This window comes from Polaribacter sp. NJDZ03 (assembly GCF_019263805.1).
Lineage (GTDB): Bacteria > Bacteroidota > Bacteroidia > Flavobacteriales > Flavobacteriaceae > Polaribacter.
Window position 1 is genome coordinate 445,966 of sequence record NZ_CP079195.1, and the last position, 17,430, is coordinate 463,395.

The 17,430-nt window shown below is 27.7% G+C and carries 16 protein-coding genes; all 16 read left to right on the forward strand.

What is annotated here, in order from left to right:
* Positions 1 to 553 precede the first annotated feature (553 nt).
* The 16 genes from KV700_RS01860 to KV700_RS01935 all read left to right on the forward strand — a co-directional run bounded on the left by KV700_RS01860 (position 554) and on the right by KV700_RS01935 (position 17,422).
* Complete coding sequence (locus KV700_RS01860) at positions 554 to 1,081, forward strand: UpxY family transcription antiterminator (RefSeq protein ID WP_166384793.1); 528 nt, start codon at positions 554 to 556, stop codon at positions 1,079 to 1,081.
* A 439-nt stretch (positions 1,082 to 1,520) separates the two neighbouring features.
* The gene (locus KV700_RS01865; RefSeq protein ID WP_166384795.1) at positions 1,521 to 2,972 is read left to right on the forward strand and encodes a lipopolysaccharide biosynthesis protein; all 1,452 of its coding nucleotides are present in this window, start codon (positions 1,521 to 1,523) and stop codon (positions 2,970 to 2,972) included.
* Positions 2,965 to 3,531 carry a serine O-acetyltransferase gene (locus KV700_RS01870; protein ID WP_166384797.1) on the forward strand — a complete coding sequence of 189 codons (567 nt, stop codon included), beginning with the start codon at positions 2,965 to 2,967 and terminating at the stop codon, positions 3,529 to 3,531. Before KV700_RS01865 ends, KV700_RS01870 begins: the two co-directional genes overlap by 8 nt.
* On the forward strand, positions 3,521 to 4,834 hold the full coding sequence (locus KV700_RS01875; RefSeq protein WP_218598883.1) for a glycosyltransferase family 4 protein: 1,314 nt from the start codon (positions 3,521 to 3,523) through the stop codon (positions 4,832 to 4,834). Before KV700_RS01870 ends, KV700_RS01875 begins: the two co-directional genes overlap by 11 nt.
* Before the next feature lie 84 nt (positions 4,835 to 4,918).
* On the forward strand, positions 4,919 to 6,058 hold the full coding sequence (locus KV700_RS01880) for a glycosyltransferase family 1 protein (protein WP_218598885.1): 1,140 nt from the start codon (positions 4,919 to 4,921) through the stop codon (positions 6,056 to 6,058).
* Between the two features lie 4 nt (positions 6,059 to 6,062).
* Positions 6,063 to 7,196, forward strand: coding sequence for a glycosyltransferase family 4 protein (locus tag KV700_RS01885; protein ID WP_218598887.1), 1,134 nt, complete (start codon positions 6,063 to 6,065; stop codon positions 7,194 to 7,196).
* A 115-nt stretch (positions 7,197 to 7,311) separates the two neighbouring features.
* Positions 7,312 to 8,604 (forward strand): O-antigen ligase, encoded by a 1,293-nt coding sequence (locus KV700_RS01890; RefSeq protein WP_166384805.1) that lies wholly within the window; start codon positions 7,312 to 7,314, stop codon positions 8,602 to 8,604.
* 7 nt (positions 8,605 to 8,611) lie between these two features.
* Positions 8,612 to 9,541 carry a glycosyltransferase family 2 protein gene (locus KV700_RS01895; protein WP_218598888.1) on the forward strand — a complete coding sequence of 310 codons (930 nt, stop codon included), beginning with the start codon at positions 8,612 to 8,614 and terminating at the stop codon, positions 9,539 to 9,541.
* Between the two features lie 7 nt (positions 9,542 to 9,548).
* The gene (locus KV700_RS01900) at positions 9,549 to 10,652 is read left to right on the forward strand and encodes a glycosyltransferase (RefSeq protein WP_218598889.1); all 1,104 of its coding nucleotides are present in this window, start codon (positions 9,549 to 9,551) and stop codon (positions 10,650 to 10,652) included.
* A 44-nt stretch (positions 10,653 to 10,696) separates the two neighbouring features.
* Positions 10,697 to 12,127 (forward strand): MBOAT family protein, encoded by a 1,431-nt coding sequence (locus KV700_RS01905; RefSeq protein ID WP_218598890.1) that lies wholly within the window; start codon positions 10,697 to 10,699, stop codon positions 12,125 to 12,127.
* A 3-nt stretch (positions 12,128 to 12,130) separates the two neighbouring features.
* Positions 12,131 to 13,042: a hypothetical protein gene (locus KV700_RS01910; protein WP_218598891.1), complete on the forward strand. Its 912-nt coding sequence runs from the start codon at positions 12,131 to 12,133 to the stop codon at positions 13,040 to 13,042.
* Between the two features lie 83 nt (positions 13,043 to 13,125).
* Positions 13,126 to 13,641, forward strand: a complete 516-nt coding sequence (locus tag KV700_RS01915) for a serine O-acetyltransferase (protein ID WP_218598892.1) — start codon at positions 13,126 to 13,128, stop codon at positions 13,639 to 13,641.
* On the forward strand, positions 13,641 to 14,735 hold the full coding sequence (locus KV700_RS01920) for a glycosyltransferase family 4 protein (RefSeq protein ID WP_218598893.1): 1,095 nt from the start codon (positions 13,641 to 13,643) through the stop codon (positions 14,733 to 14,735). The genes KV700_RS01915 and KV700_RS01920 overlap by 1 nt, the downstream gene beginning before the upstream one ends.
* A 14-nt stretch (positions 14,736 to 14,749) precedes the next feature.
* Positions 14,750 to 15,472, forward strand: a complete 723-nt coding sequence (locus KV700_RS01925) for a WecB/TagA/CpsF family glycosyltransferase (RefSeq protein ID WP_218598894.1) — start codon at positions 14,750 to 14,752, stop codon at positions 15,470 to 15,472.
* 12 nt (positions 15,473 to 15,484) lie between these two features.
* Entirely contained in the window at positions 15,485 to 16,588 is a 1,104-nt protein-coding gene (locus KV700_RS01930) for an MraY family glycosyltransferase (RefSeq protein ID WP_166384819.1), read from the forward strand.
* A 78-nt stretch (positions 16,589 to 16,666) separates the two neighbouring features.
* Positions 16,667 to 17,422: a polysaccharide biosynthesis/export family protein gene (locus KV700_RS01935; protein ID WP_166384821.1), complete on the forward strand. Its 756-nt coding sequence runs from the start codon at positions 16,667 to 16,669 to the stop codon at positions 17,420 to 17,422.
* Positions 17,423 to 17,430 lie beyond the last annotated feature (8 nt).

Sequence of the window (17,430 nt, forward strand, 5' to 3'; positions counted from 1 at the left end):
TCATTTTTTGTATAATATGTATTTTTTTAATGTTGTTGTTTGTAAATATGTAAAACTATCTAAATAAAATCACTGAAAATTTAATGTTCAATTATATTTTTTATATTGAAGAACAGCACTTAATTAAACTTATTTTAAAAAGAGATTTTTTTGTTAATTAAACTTGTTCAGTAATCAAAAAGGTATAAATTAGCGGCGTATAAATGTAAATAATTAATCTACTGTTTATCTAATCAATTTTATATTGGTTTTAATAAACAATAGTAAATTTCTCCCTAAATTATTTTTTATATGTTATTTTATTTTTTTTAAGTACTAGCACCGTTGTCATTTTTTTTGTTTTAAATTTCTAAAATTTACTACTCTAAATGTGATTTTCGATGGCGAAGCCATAAAAGAAATATAATTACCTCCCCTCAAATTTTTACTATTAAACTTACTCCTTTTAAGGAGGTTTTTCGCTTACACAAAATTCCCCCAAAAATATTCACAACCATTGCTATTATAGTTAATGTAAAAACATATTAATAGGAGAAAAGAAAAATATTATAGTATGAATACAATCAAAAAAAGAAAAGAAGAATTACAATGGTTTGCTGTTTATACACGACCAAAAGCTGAAAAAAAGGTAGAAGAAAGATTATCTATTGCTGGCTTTGATACTTTTTTGCCAATGCAAACTGTTGTGAAACAGTGGAGTGATCGTAAAAAGAAAACACAAGTTCCTTTTATTAATTCTTATGTTTTTGTGAAATCGACTCAAAAAAATTTAGCCCAAGTTTATCCAACAGCAGGTGTTCTAACTATTTTAAAATATTTAGGAAACTATGCGGTAGTGAAAAATTATGAAATTGAAAATTTAAGAATTTTGTCTACCAATACTAATTTTTTAACCTCGGTATATAACAGACCAATTGGTTTAGCTAAAGGAACAAAAATAACAGTTTCTGAAGGAGCCTTTAAAGGTTTATATGGTAACTATTTATCTAATTCAGGTAAAGACAAAGTAATTATTGAAATGGAAGCCTTAGGGAGTTATGTTGAAGTAACATTACCTATAAATAGTCTTCAAAAAGTATAATATTTTGATTTTAAAAGACTGCTTCAAAAAAACATATTTATTAATTAATAAAAACATATTGCTATGAGTTTAATTAAAAAAGTTTTAAGAGTTGCATTAGTAGCAACGGTAGGTATGGTGTTAATTGCTGTTGTGAATTTTATAATGTTTCCATAATAAGAAACTATTTTATTGAGAGTAATTCTAGAGTTTTATAACTGCTACTGATTCTTTTATATAGAAACTATTCAGAGCTAAAAACTTATAGGCTAAAAGTCATTTGTAAAAAGGATTTTAATGGGTTTATGAATGGTCTTTTTTTCTAATTCTTTTATCAGAAAATTAAATAGTTTTTTTAAATAATTCAGTTTTAAGAGATCATGATTCTATTAATAATATTGAGTTAGAGTCTTCAATACAGTGAAGAAGTTAATATTCTAAAAATAGGATATAAAGTTAAATGACAAGTTTAAAGAAAAAAAGTTTAACAGGTCTTGTTTGGGATTTTGTAGGTAAGTTAGGATTGCAGGGAGTTGGTTTTTTTGTTTCCATAATTTTAGCTAGAATTCTATTACCAGAAGATTTTGGTTTATTGGCCATCATTACCGTTTTTATAAATTTAGCAAATGTCTTTTTAGATTTTGGCTTTAGTACTGCTTTGGTTCAGCGTACTAATGTAACTAATGAACATTACGCTTCTGTTTTTTTTATGAATGTAATTATGGGAGTCCTTTTAGGAGGACTAGTATTTTTTACAGCTCCATTGGTTGCTAATTTTTATGAGAAAGAAGTACTAACAAATCTTATTAGAGTGATGTCTTTTAGTTTTGTCATAAATTCATTTGGTAATGTAACCAGAGCACATTTAAGGCGGATCATGAATTTTAAGATCATATCTGTATCCAACATTATATCTGCTTTTATTAGTGGTTTTATAGCTGTATATATGGCATATAATGGTTATGGAATATGGAGTTTGATTAGCCAGATATTAATTTCAGAAATACTTAACAATATATTAATTTTTGTACTAAGTAAGTTTCGTTTTAAATTAGTTTTTAGTATTACGGCAGTAAAAGAATTATGGGGGTTTGGATCAAAAATTTTTTTAACAGGTGTTTTAGATACTATTTTTATAAATTTAGATTCGTTAATAATTGGAAAAATATTAAACCCAGCTACTTTAGGATATTACTATAGATCAAAATCTTTAGAAAACTTTTCATTTAGATATACAGCTTCTACTTTATCTAACATTCTATTACCTAGTTTAAGTACTATTAATAACGAACCAATTGTATATAAGAAGACTGTTTTAAAACTTTTTAAGATAATCTCTTTTGTATCTTTTCTTGCTTGTGGGGTGTTTTTAGTAGGAGCTCATGAAATTATATTATTGTTATTTTCTAAAAAATGGGAACCCTCAGTTCGTATATTTCAAATAATTATATTTGGTGCTTTTGCTCCACAAATTTTTAATTTATTTTATAATATATTATTAAGTAAAGGGTTATCTGGTTTGTACTTAAAAATTAATATTTTTAATAAGGTATTATTTTTTGCAAATTTTATTTTATTATTTTATGCTAACTTAAATAGTTACTTAATAGGCTTTGTTTGTGCTCAAATTATTGTTTTTGTTACAGGATTAATCGTGATTTCAGAAAAATTAAACTTTAAAAATGAGTTGTATTATATTTCAATTAAAAATATGGTTATCTATCTAATTTCAATATTAATTGTTTTTACATTAAAGCAATATGTTTACTTAGAAATCTTATATATGGATCTTTTAATAGCATCAATTACTTTTTTAATTGTGTTTTTGACTTTCTATTTTGTGTTCATGAAAAATGATTTAATTTTAATGGTTAAAGAAATTAAAGAAGTTTTAAATATAAAAAATGGTTAAAAATAAAATCAGTTTAAAGCATTATCTTGAAGAAGATGCTAAAGCGAATGATATAATTTCTGTGACTAATTACGAACAGTTTTTAACAATTTTTACACCTAATTTGTTATGGATGTTTATTAGATATTTAAGACATTATGAATATTATTTGAATGCAAATAAAAAAGATATAGTATCTAGATTAAAGCGAAAGTATTATCTAGTTAAATATAAAAATTTAGGCTATAAATTAGGTTTTTCAATACCACCAAATGTTTTTGGGCCTGGTCTTAGAATACCACATTACGGAACAATTGTAGTGCATCCTTTTGCAAAAGTAGGAGCAAATTGCGTATTACAAGCTGGTGTTAATATAGGAATTAGCAATAATGGAGTTCCAACTATTGGTAGTAATGTTTACATTGGCCCTGGTGCAAAGTTATTTGGTAATATAGAAATTGGTAATGAAGTTGCCATTGGTGCAAATACAGTTGTTACAAAATCTTTTCCTCAATCTAATATAACTATTGTAGGTATTCCTGCAAAAATAATAAAGTATACAAAGGCAGATGAAAGATGATAAACCTTTAAAGATTTTAATAGTATCATCGGCTAATTTTTTCTCTAATTATGGTGGAGGTCAGGTTTATGTAAAGAACATCGTAAACCAAATGATAGCGCAAGGTGTAGATGTTAGTATTGCAACACCAGAAATTTCCGGAACAAAGTTATCTCACTATAAAGAAAAACCTGTTTATACATTTACGAACAAAATGTTAGAGGGGAATTTATTAGAATTAAGAAATTTTATAAAAGAGATTAATCCATCAATAGTACATCTTCATGGTTTTAAAGCTCCCTTTTCATTTGCTTGTAAATCACTAGAGATACCTTGTATTGTTACGGCACATCATGGTGGTTTAGTTTGTCCGGCAGGGGCATTATTAAACTCTAAAGATAAAATTTGTACGGTAGCAGCATCAGAGAGCAACTGTTTACCTTGTGTATTAAGAAATGTAAAAGGAGGAACTTGTACTTTACCAATACAAAAATTGATTCCATTTAATCTTAGGTTAGCAATTGGTAAAGCATTTCTTAAAATTCCTTTTATTTATTATGTTACACCTATTGTTACAACCACACTTTCTATTGAGAATAAAAAAAGGGAATGGAAAAATATTTATAATAATGCAAGTTTATTAATAGCACCATCAATAGCTATTAAAAAAGCAATGGTACTCAACGGCGCACCAGTAAGTAGTATAAAAGTTATTCCGCATGGAATACCTTCTATAAAAGTAAATAAAATTACTGAGGTAAAGAAAGACATAGAAGTTTTAAAAGAAAAGAAACCCGTAAAGTTTTTTTATGTAGGAAGAATTTGCAGAGAAAAAGGCGTACATGTTATGTTGAAAGCTTTTAATAATTTAACCTTGCCTGCAGAAATTCATGTTATAGGAGGTACAGGTAATCATGTGGAAGAAAGTTATAGTAAATATTTGAAAAAAACATATAAAAACGAAAATATTATCTGGCATGGTAAAGTACTTCCAGAAGAAGTAAATGAAAAAATAAAAATGTTTGATGTTATGATACATCCTGCTTTCTTTTTAGAAGTATTTGGACTTACCATTGCTGAATCTTTACAAATGGGTAAACCAGTAATAGCAACAAAATGTGGTGGAGCAGAAATGCAAATTACTCATAATGAAAATGGTTTATTAATAGCTCCTAATAATGTTAATGAATTAAAGAAAGCAATAATAGAGATCATAGAATCGCCTAATTTATTACTTAAGTTAAAAGAAAAGACAACTTTAAATGTAAACTTAATAGATAATCACGTATTAGATTTGATGAAAGTTTATAGAGGTTTTGTATAAGCAACTTACAAGAGCATTTATTACTTTGATTTTAAAAATTAGACTATTTCTTAAGTATCATTTGTTTATTATTTATAGGTAATTATGAAAAAAATATTATTGGATATTAATTCGGTAGTTCCTTATTTATTAACAGGTAAAACTACAGGAGTTGGTAGAACAACTTTAGAGTTAATAGATTCATTTTCTAAAATAGAAGAAAATTTGCCTTTTGAGATTATTTTGTATTCTCAAAACATGAAAGGTATTGGTGCAAAAGAGTTTATTGATGATTTTAAAACGAAGCATTTATACCTGCCACATAGAGAAACTATCAATAAAATAATTGAAAAACTACCAATAAAAGAAAGCTTTGCTAAATATGATTTAATGCATGTTCCTCATAATTTTGCTCGTATTTATAAACCTAAAAAAGCCATTATAACTTTACATGATGCCTTATTTATGAAAATACAAGAAAAAGCTTTCAATCATACTCAAATGGTAAAAGATGTACCGCCTTTAATGCAGCAATGTAAAGGGATTATAACTTGTTCTGAAGCTTCTAAAAAAGATATTGTTGAAACAATGCAAATAGATCCATCTAAAATAGATGTTGTTTATTGGGGAGTAAAGCACGAGGTTTTTTATAAATTACCAAAAGATGATTTACTACTAAAAAGGATTAAAAAAATAATTGGAATAGATTCTTCATATTTCTTAAGCGTCTCGTGTAATGCAGAACGTAAAAATACACATAAATTAGTTGAAGCCTATATACAGTTATCTAAACAGTTTCCTGTTAATGATTTGGTGCTTCTTTGGGGAAATCCGCCTTTGTTTGTTTTAGAAATGATAGAAAAATCTAATTGCAAAGAAAGAATTCATTTTATAGCGAACATTACAGATAACGAATTATCTATAGTTTATAATGGAGCAACGGCTCTAGTCTTTCCGTCTTCTTATGAAGGTTTTGGATTGCCTGTTTTAGAAGCCATGGCTTGTGGTTGCCCTGTTATAACATGCAGTAATAGTTCTCTAAAAGAAGTAGGTCGTAATGCTGCTTTATATTTAAAATCTTCAGAACCAGAAGATATTTGTGATGTACTGGAACAATTTGAAAATAAGTCTTTTGACTTAGACGAAATAGAAAAGAAAGGATTGGTACAAGCATCCAAATTTATTTGGAGAGATACAGCTTTAAAATATATTGCTATTTATAATAAACATCTAGCCATTAATTAATAGAATGAAAATTGTATATATAATTAACTCATTAGAAGATTCTGGTGGTATGGAACGGGTTTTAACTTCTAAAGTTAATTGGCTTGCATCTCAAAGAGAATTTGATGTAACTATTGTTTCTAGAACTGACACTAAAAACGGCTTTTTTTTTGAGTTAAATAAAAATGTGACCGTCGAAAATTTAAATTTAAAACAATCTAATCATAAAATTTTAAATCTAATTTTTAATACAGATAGGAAAAAGTTTAAAAAGGAGTTAACAAAAAAGTTATTAGAATTAAAACCAGACATTACCATAAGTATGTTTGGAGATGAATATCAGTTTTTACATACGATTAAGGATGGTAGTAAAAAAATTATCGAATTTCATTTCTCTAAAAACTATCTAAGTCATTTAATGGCTAATATACCCAATCTATCATTTAGAAAGCTTAGAAAACTATATGCTTCATATCTTCAGTACAAGCAGCAAAGGGTTGTTTTAGAGTATGATAAATTTGTATTATTAACAGAAAAGGATCAATTACTTTGGAATAATCTTGTAAATAGTTCTGTAATTTCAAATCCTTTATCATTTAATTCAAAAGAAAAATCGACTGGTGAACAAAAAGAAATCATTGCCATTGGTAGATTTATAGCGCAAAAAGGATTTGACTTATTAATTAAAAGTTTTAGTTTAATTACAAAAAATAATCCCGATTGGAAAGTAACAATTTATGGAGAAGGTCAGGATAAAGGTTATTTATTAGAGCTCATAAAAAGTTATAATTTACAGGATGTAATTTTATTAAAACCACCAACAAAAAAAATAAAAGAAGCATTACTAAATAGTTCTATACTAGCTTTTCCATCAAGATATGAAGGCTTTGGCTTAGTGCTAACAGAAGCAATGGAATGTGGTTTACCATGTGTAGCTTTTAATTGCGAATGTGGTCCTTCAGAAATTATAACGGATGAAAAAGATGGTTATTTAATTGAAGGTTTTAACATAGAAAATTTTTCAAAATCTTTAGAAAAATTAATGAAAAATAAAGAATTAAGGTTGCTAATGGGAGAAACAGCATCACAGAATGTGAAACGTTTTCATATAGATGAAATTATGACAAAATGGACTCAATTATTTAATGATACAATATAAATTTTCTAATAACAATATATACATCTGTTTGATGAAGAAATTACAATTTTATTTAACACCCTTAGAAAATGTTGTTTTCAATCAAAAAAGAATGTTTTTATATCCTCAATTATAAATGGCTTTAGGATTAAGTTTATTAGCTTTTTTAATTATAATCATCTATGGTTTTGAATACACCTTTTTAGGTAAAACCTATTTGGTAAGCACTACCTGGAATAAAAGGGTTAAATTTAAAATAAACACGCAACAACGTTTTATTTTATTCTTATTGGCTACAGCAATTGTACAAGCTGGTAATTTTTCTGCTTTATTGTTGTTAATTTGGATGGCATTTTTATTAGGGTTATTATTTAAGTATGGTATACAAATGTTTTCATCACCGATGCTTAAAATTTACGCCTTGTATTTGTGTTGGCTGCTATTTTCGTTAGTTTTAACTACCGAAAAAGGATATGGTTTTCGGGTCTTTTTAAAGTTCTTATTTCCTTTTTTAGTCATATTGGTTGTTACTTCTATAAAAATTACAGATGTTTTTTTTATAAAAGCCTTAAAAATAAGTTTTATAGCAGGTGTTATCATAAATACATGTATTGTATTAATGAAAATTATTCCCATCTACTCTATTTATAATCCTATTTTATGGTGGCCGCCTGCAGTAATAGATGTAAATCCTTTTTTTATAGGTACTGGAATATTATTGTACAAGTTTTCAAAAAAAAAATATGTACTACTTGCCATACTTCTTTTTATTAGTATTCCAATAGTAGAAAGTGTAAGAACGGGTTTAATAGGTATTGGAGTCTTTTTTTTAGCAGTATCTTTTTTTAAGTATAAGTTAAAAGCGATACCCGTGTTTGCTTTAATAATTGCCAGTTTTGTAGCGTCTATTTTATTTGTGCCTACAGTAAGAAATAAAATGTTTAGAACATCTTTTAATAGTGCAGAAGAGGTTCTTAATATGAGTGGTAAAATATCACCAGATACTATTGATAGTAATGGCCGTTTTGCAATGTGGGAATGGAGTTTAAAAGTTTTCTACAAGGGAAATGAATTAATGGGTGCTGGTATAGGACAAATGCAAGCTCGTTTTTATTCTGGAAATCATCCTTTTGGAGTAATAAGAATTGCTCACAACGATTATCTTCAAATACTTTGTGATACAGGTCTAATAGGGTTCGTTTTATACGGACTCATAATAATCAGTTTTGTTTGGCAATCATTTAGAATTTATAACAATAAAAAAAATAATGTCTCTGCAAGATATGCTGCTTTTATTGCCGGTACTTCCTTATGTGGTATTATGGCAACAGCGTTTACAGACAATGTTGTTAACTATTCTTTAATTACCTTAAGTTATCCGTATATATTTTTTGGTTTTGCTTTGGTAATGAAATCTAAAAGAAAGTAATTTTATAATGAAAATAAGTGTTGTTATTCCGCTTTACAATAAGAAGGATAGTATTGTTGATACTATTAAAACAGTATTAAATCAAACTGTTTTACCAGATGAAATAATTATTGTTAATGATGGCTCTACAGATGGATCAGATAAAATTGTATCTAAATTAGAGCATCCATTAGTGAGATTGATATATCAAAATAATTCGGGTGTTTCGGCTGCTCGTAATACGGGAGTTGATAAAGCAAAACATGAATGGGTTGCCTTTTTAGATGCAGATGATATATGGAATGTAGATTACCTGAAAGAAATTAAGACGTTGGCAAAAAAGTATCCGAATAGTAATGTACTGGCAACTGCTTATTTAATGGAAGATTATAAAGGAGAACAGACACCTATAAAATTAAACAAAATTCTATTTAAGGGAGATACAGGAATCTTAACTAATTATTTTGAAGTAGCATGCTATTCGCATCCGCCACTTTGGTCTTCTGCAATTGTTATTAAAAAGGAAGCGTTACTAGAAATTAATGGTTTTCCATTGGGTATAAAATCTGGAGAGGATTTATTAACATGGGCTAAATTGGCAATTAAAAACCAGATAGCGTATAACTTAAATGCTTTGGCTGTTTTTGTGCAAGATAGAGCACATACCTATGACAATAAACCGAATAGAATTCCTGAAAAAGTAGATATTGTAGGTCAGGAGCTGTGTGATTTATATAAAAAGAATAACAATGTAGCTTTTTTAAAAGAATATATTTCTTCTTGGAAAAAAATGAGAGCTTCCATTTATTTAAGATTAGGCTTAAGATCTAAATCTATTAAAGAGTCTTTTGATGCTATTTACTACAATCCCTTAAATAAGGTAGTTTACGCGTACTTATGTTTAACATTAGTTCCGAATGTTGTTTTAAACAAGATTTTAAAGAAGAATCAAAAATAAAATTTTAATGAAAGCATTAATTTTTCATCCTGCTTTAGCACCTTACAGAGTCGATTTTTTTAATTCTTTAAATGAGTATTATTCAGCTTCATTTTATTTTAGTTTAAAAAATGTAAGTGATCAAAAATTTAATCAAGAAAACTTAAAATCTCTTTGTAATTTTAAGTGCAATTATGTTTCTAATGGCTTCGAAGTTTTGGGAAGATCAATTAGAACAGGCGTTTTTTCAATTATAAAAAAAGAAAATCCAGATATTATTTTCTGTGCAGAATATAATCAAATTACACTATTAGCATTTCTGTATTGTAAAATTAAGAACCCTAGAATTAAAATATACACTTTAAGTGATGATAGCATAAAAAACTCTGAAGACAGAAAAGGCTTGAGACTATTTTTTAGAAATTTTATCTCTAAAAATATTAATGGGGTTGTGTTTACGAGCAAAGAGGTTTCTAATTGGTATAAAGTAAATGTTAGTACTAAAAGTAATACACTTGATTTCCCTGTTATTCATTCAGAAAAATCACTGCTAAAAAAATATTCAAACGCCGTAAATCAAGCGAACATCAATATTGCCAAATATGATTTAAAAGACAAAAAAGTATTGCTTTATGTTGGGCGATTGGTGGATGTTAAAAATTTATTTTTTCTGATAAAATGTTTTTCCAATGTTAAAGAAAAAGATAAAAAATTGGTACTTGTAGGAGAAGGAGTGTTGAAAGAAAAATTAATTGAGTTTACAGAGAAATTAGGCATTTTAAAAGACGTTTTATTTATAGGTAGAAAAGAAGGTATAGAATTATACAACTGGTATCTTTTTTCTCAATTATTTGTTTTACCAAGTACCTCTGAGCCTTTTGGAGCAGTTGTTAATGAAGCTTTAGTTGGTGGTTGTCGTGTTTTATGTTCAGATCTAGCAGGTGCATCTTCATTGATAAATAAGAAGAATGGGGTGTTGTTTAACCCTAATGAAGAAAATGATTTATCAACGAAGTTAAAACAAGCTTTTGATGAAGTAAAACCATTAGGCAAAAGTATTACAGAGTTAAGAGAAAGTGCAATGCCTTTTACTTTTGATCAAAAAATGCAAGACTTATTAAAAAACATATAATAGTCTCTATAGTTATATGAAAAAGATAAACCTATAAATAAATTATGCTATTTAATTCTTGGCAGTATGTATTCTTTTTTTTAGTTGTTTTAGTTATTTACTTTTCACTAATGCATAAATGGCGCATACATTTTCTATTAATTGCTTCCTATATTTTTTACTCGGTTTGGAGTTGGAAATTTGCGTTGCTAATGTTTGGAGTAAGTGTTTTAAATTTTTTTTGCGGAAAAAAAATATTTTATGCTGCTACTAAAAAAGGAAAACAGAAATGGTTTGCAACTGCACTGATGCTTTCATTATTGCCTCTGTTTTATTTTAAATATGCCAATTTCTTTATTGATTCATTTTCTAATTTGGCCATTTTTTTTGATGTACATGCTAATAAATATACTTTAAATGTTATACTACCAGTCGGAATTTCATTTTTTACTTTTCAGGCATTAAGTTACTCTATCGATATTTATAGAAATAGAGTAGGTGTAGAAACAAGCTTAGTTAGGTTTACAACCTATGTTGCTTTTTTTCCTCAATTGGTTGCAGGACCTATAGAGCGTTCCACTAATTTATTACAGCAATTTTATGAGGAACATGAATTTGATATTAAAAGATTTGTAGAAGGTGCTAAATTGTTTATTTGGGGTTTATTTAAAAAAATAGTAATTGCAGATAGATTGTCTGTCTACTCAGATGCTGTTTTTAACAACCCAGAAGCACATTCTGGTTCAACATTAATCCTAGCAACTGTATTTTTTACTTTTCAGATTTATTGTGATTTCAGTGGGTATTCAGATATGGCTATTGGTAGTGCAAGAATGTTAGGATTTCGTTTAATGCAGAATTTTAATTTACCGTATTTATCGATTTCTATAGGAGAATTTTGGAAACGTTGGCACATTTCTTTATCAACTTGGTTTAGTGATTACGTTTATATTCCTTTAGGAGGAAACCGTGTTTCAATCAGTCGTTGGGTATTTAATATTTCGGTAGTGTTTTTACTTAGCGGGCTTTGGCATGGAGCCAATTGGACCTTTGTTATTTGGGGAGCGTTACATGCCTTTTATTATTTTATAGAATTTATAGGTAAAAAAATACTTGTATTAGTAAGAGCTGAGGATGTAATGAAAAAAGGATACTATAAATTTTTTAAAATTATTATAGTATTTATTTTGGTCTGTTTTGCTTGGATATTTTTTAGAGCAAATTCGGTTTCTGATGCTTTTTTAATTAGTACAAAAATAATTAGCTTTTCAGGACAATTATGGACAGGTGGATCTTCTGTAACAACAGTACTCTCTGTATTGTTAATCTTGTTTTTAATAGGTGTGCAAATTTTACAATTTAATAATAAGGTGTCCATTTACTTTTCAAAAACGCAATTGCCAAGTTTTGTTGAGTGGCTGTCTTATGCTTTCTTATTAATTACAATTGCTTTGTTCGGAATGTCTTCGAATGCTTTTATTTATTTTCAATTTTAAATTATGATTAAAAAGGAGATTAAGAACAAGCTTTTTAAGGACTACTTAAAAAAAGGATTCCTATTTCTGTTATTACTTATCGTTTTAGATAATGGAGTGAATTACTTTTTATTAAATGGGTTGTATGCATATTATGGTTTATATACTGATAATGAAATTGCACTTGTTGGTCACTCTCATTTAATGCTTGGTATTGATAAGGTAGAGATGGAGAAAGAACTTCATGTAAAAGTTTCTAAATATACAAGAGAAGGTGTAAACATTGTTGAAAGAGATTTAATGATAGATCAATTATTAGAAAGTAATCAGCAATTAAAATTAGTCGTATACGCTGTAGATGCTTGGATGTTTACAGGAGAGGGGTTAAGTGATAACTCTTACAAACAGTTTTATCCATTTATGGGTGAAAAGACAATTAATGATTATGTTTTTGGAAATGCAGCTTTTGGAGATTTTTGGCAACATCAAATTATAAAATCATCTAGATATAACGAAGGTTTAGTAAGTGGTAGTTTTAGAGGTTATTTAAAAAGTTGGGACAATTTAAAAGTAGGAGTCTTAGATACAGTTGCTTTGAATTCTGATATTAAAAAAGGTGATTTTAGAAAGATCGTTTCTACAAATGAGAATAGAAAAACATTTGAAAATACTCTAAAAAAAATAACTCAAAAAAACATAAACATCATCTTGTTATATGTTCCAACATCCTCGATATACAACAATGCTGAAATTGGAAAATTTAATTCTGAAATTACTTATTTCAAAAGCATTGAATCTAAGTTTAGTAATATCAAATTTTTAGATTATAACGAGTTATATAGTGCTAAAGCGAGTTTATTTTATGACAGAATACACTTAAATCCTAAAGGGCAAAAACTAGTTACTGGTAGTTTTATTGAATATTTAAAAAAATAGTACGCTTCCAATTAATACAAGAGTACTTCTTGTAAGTAAAATAAGAAGTACAAATTTAGTTCTATGACATTATTGATAAAAGTATGTTGATTTCTCAAATAATAAAAGTAGCAAAACAGAATTCTAATTTTAAAGGAAGAATTGTAGTCTGCAATTATGTCTTTATGCGATATTTTAGAATTAGAATGAATAACATTTTCACTAAAATCTTATTCTCTCCTGTTATTATTTTATACAAGTTTATAACAGATTTTTTATTGAAGTGCGAAATTCCTGCATCAACAGTAATAGGAGAAGGTTTGGTTATTCATCATGTTACAGGTTTGGTTTTAAACAACAAGGTTGTAATTGGAAAAAATGTAACCTTAAAACACCATACAACTATTGGGAATAAAGAGTCTTTAGAAGGAGAAGATCTAGGTTCTCCTGTTATTGGTGATAATGTCTTGATAGGGCCTCATACCATAATTATTGGGCCAATTACTATTGGTAACAATGCCATTATAGGAGCAGGATCTGTAGTCGTTAAAGATGTACTTCCTTACACTGTAGTAGCAGGTAACCCAGCCAAAGTAATACATGTCTTAAATAAAAAATAATGGCTAAAAAGATATTGTTTCTTTTGCATTTACCACCTCCTGTACATGGTTCTTCTATGGTAGGGCAGTTTATAAAGGATAGTACTATAATCAATAATAGTTTTAAAACGGATTACATTGATTTAGGAACATCAAAAACGATTGATGAAATAGGGAAAAATCCATTAGGAAAAGTTTTAAGGTATTTGTCTATTGTTTTTCAAACGTTAAAACAGCTTTTAGTCAACAAGCCCGACTTAATTTATTTAGCCATGACGGCTAAGGGGTTTGGCTTTTATAAAGATGCTGTTATTGTACTTCTTGTAAAGTGTTTCCAACGTCCAATAGTGTTACATTTTCATAACAAAGGGGTACATACGAGACAAGAAAAAAGATTTGATAATTTTTTATATCAAAAGGTGTTCAAAAACACAAAAGTGATTCTACTTTCTAAGCACTTGTATTATGATGTTAAGAAATATGTTGATGAAGACGATGTGTATTATTGCCCAAATGGAATACCTCCAATACATCAAGATTTGGTTACTAAACGGCTAAAAAATGAAATACCTAAATTATTGTTTCTTTCAAATTTAATAGCATCTAAAGGTGTTATTATTCTATTAAAAGCACTACAAATTCTAAATAAAAAAGGAATTGATTTTACATGCAATTTTGTTGGAGGAGAAGGAGATGTTACAAAAGAAATATTTACTGAGAAGTTAAAAGAATTGCAATTAGTAAATCAAGTTTTTTATTTAGGTAAAAAGTATAATAGTGATAAAACAGCAATATTTAATTCTTCAGACATTTTTGTATTGCCCACGTTTTATCATAATGAATGTTTTCCATTAGTCTTATTAGAAGCTTCTCAGTTTGGTTTACCCATGGTTACAACTTTTGAGGGAGCAATACCAGAAATTGTAACGGATGGAGTAAATGGTTTTTTAGTAGAACAACAAAATGTAGTTGATTTAGCGAATAAGTTAGAACTGTTAATAAATGATTTTCCTTTTAGAAATCGTCTAGGAATAGCTGCTAAAGAGAAATATGAAGAATCTTATACATTGAAATTTTTTGAAAAAAATATGTTTAATATTTTAAATTCTATCTAAAATAAAACCAAGAGATGATTAAATTAAAAGATGTTACAGAAAAAGTTTATGCTAACGATTTAAGTGAATTATCACTTTTTAAAACAAAACAAATAATCAATACTATAAACCCTCATTCTTATTGTGAGGCTAAAAAAGATCCGTTTTTTAGTCAAGCTTTAAATGAAAGTAATGTATTGCTGCCAGATGGAACCGGAATTGTTTTAGCTACCAAAGTACTTAATGGTAAAGTAATAAAAAAAATTGCAGGTGCAGATATGCATCAGTTTTTATTGGAAGAAGCAGCATTAAAAAAGTTAACTATTTTTTATTTAGGAGCTTCAGAAAACACATTAAGTTTAATAACAACAAGAATAAAAAAAGAGTTTCCAACCATCACTGTAAATACTTATTCACCGCCTTATAAATCAGAATTTTCTAAAGAAGATAATCTTAATATGATAGCGGCAGTAAATAAATGCAAACCAGATATTTTATTTGTAGGTATGACAGCTCCTAAACAAGAAAAATGGGTGCATACAAATAGTGACTTTTTAGATGTTAAAGTGATTACTTGTATTGGAGCTGTATTTGATTTTTATGCAGGTACAGTAAAGAGATCTAGTCCTTTTTGGATAAAGTTAGGATTAGAGTGGTTCCCTAGATTATTAAGAGAACCTAAACGTTTATGGAAACGTAATTTTGTGTCTACACCTCTTTTTTTATGGGATTTGCTAAAAGCAAAAAATTACAAATAAAACCGACTAAACATGTTAAAAGAAATATTGTCTAACTTAACGGTAGTAAGCATACTAGCTGTTATAAATTCACTTTTATTAGTTTATTATATAATACCTAAAATAAGTTGGGTAATAATAACACGCCATTTAAATGAAAAACCAAATGAGCGTAGTTCTCACAAAGGAGCAACGCCTACAATGGCAGGTGTTGCCTTTTTTGTAACCTTAATATTAACGCTATTTTTTATTCAACATTTTGATACAGAGAATATTGGTTTAAATTTAATAGCAAGTAGTACATTGATATTTATGGTAGGTGCTAAAGATGATTTAGTAGTCTCCTCTCCAAAAGCGAAGCTATTTATGGAGGCATTAGCAGTCTTATTTTTATTTTTTCATAATGCTTTAGAAGGAAATAATTTATATGGTTTTTTGGGAATTTTTGAAATACCATTATGGCTGGTATATATTGCAAGTACATTATTGGTGTTAACAATTATAAATGCCTATAATTTAATTGACGGTATAGATGGTTTGGCATCTATTATTGCTATTATAATTTTTAGTGTATTTAGCTTAATATTTTATGCCATTGATTTGTATTTTTATTACTTAATCTGTTTAAGTTTTATAGGGATGTTATTAGCCTATTTATTTTTTAATTTTTCAACCGAGAAAAAAATATTTATGGGAGATACAGGCTCATTATTAATAGGTTTTTGTATTGCCTTTTTGTCTTTAAGGTTTATGGCGATAGATATTAGTATGTATAGTCACTTTACATTTAAACCAGAAAATGGTTTTTTTGTTTTAATGGCTATTTTATGTATTCCTTTGTTTGATCTGTTAAGAGTTATTGGAGTTCGTTTATTGCAAAAGAAAAGTCCATTTTATCCAGACAGAAACCATTCTCACCATGTTTTAATAGATTTTGGTATGTCTCATTTTAAGGCTACTATGTTATTAGGTTTTATTAATTACCTGTTTGTAATTTTTATCATAAAATTAGGGTCTTGCTTAAATAGCTTTCAAATGTTAGGTGTATTCGTTATGGCTTTCGGGTTATTTCTATTGCTCTTTTATAAACTAAAAAGCAGTATTAATAAAGAACGCTTAAAATTAAAGAAAAACTAAAAAGTATTATTATCAATAAATAATTATACAATAATTGTAAAAAAGAATTTTATCAATAATTAAATATCTATAAAAAAAATGAAGTATCTATATGTAACATCTGTATTGCTTTTATTTTTAGTCACATCATGTGTTTCTAAAAAAAAGATTGTGTATTTCGGAGATAAAAAAAAGGTGATAGTAAATAGTAGATTACAACAATATGAACCTACTATTCAAAAAGATGACCTACTAAATATTAATGTATCTGCAGCAAATGCAGAAGCAGTTTTACCTTTTAATTTGTATGAAACTCCAATTTTAGAGAATTCAATAGGAAGTGCCAAACCATTACCTTATTTAGTAAATGCTAGTGGAGAAATTAAGTTTCCGGTATTAGGTGTTTTAAAAGTAACAGGGATGACAACTAACGAATTAAGTGAGTTCTTACATACAAAATTGGCAGAATATATTTCTAATCCCATTATAAATATTAGTACCATTAATTTTAAAGTAACTGTTTTGGGTGAGGTTAATAAACCTGGTACATATCAAATTCAAAATCAACGAATCACCATTGTAGAGGCTTTAGGTTTAGCCGGAGATTTAACAATTAATGGAAATAGAGATATTACATTAATACGAGAACGAGACGGAGAACGTGTTTTTATACCCATAGATATTACAAATAAAGCCTTATTTAATTCTCCATATTACTACTTATCACAAAATGATCTTATTTATGTAGAACCCAATAAAAGTAAGATTAATTCTTCTGGTATAGGGGCAAATACGAGTGTTATTTTTACTTCAATTGCCACGTTTATATCAATTATTGCCATTCTAATACAATAACTATTTTT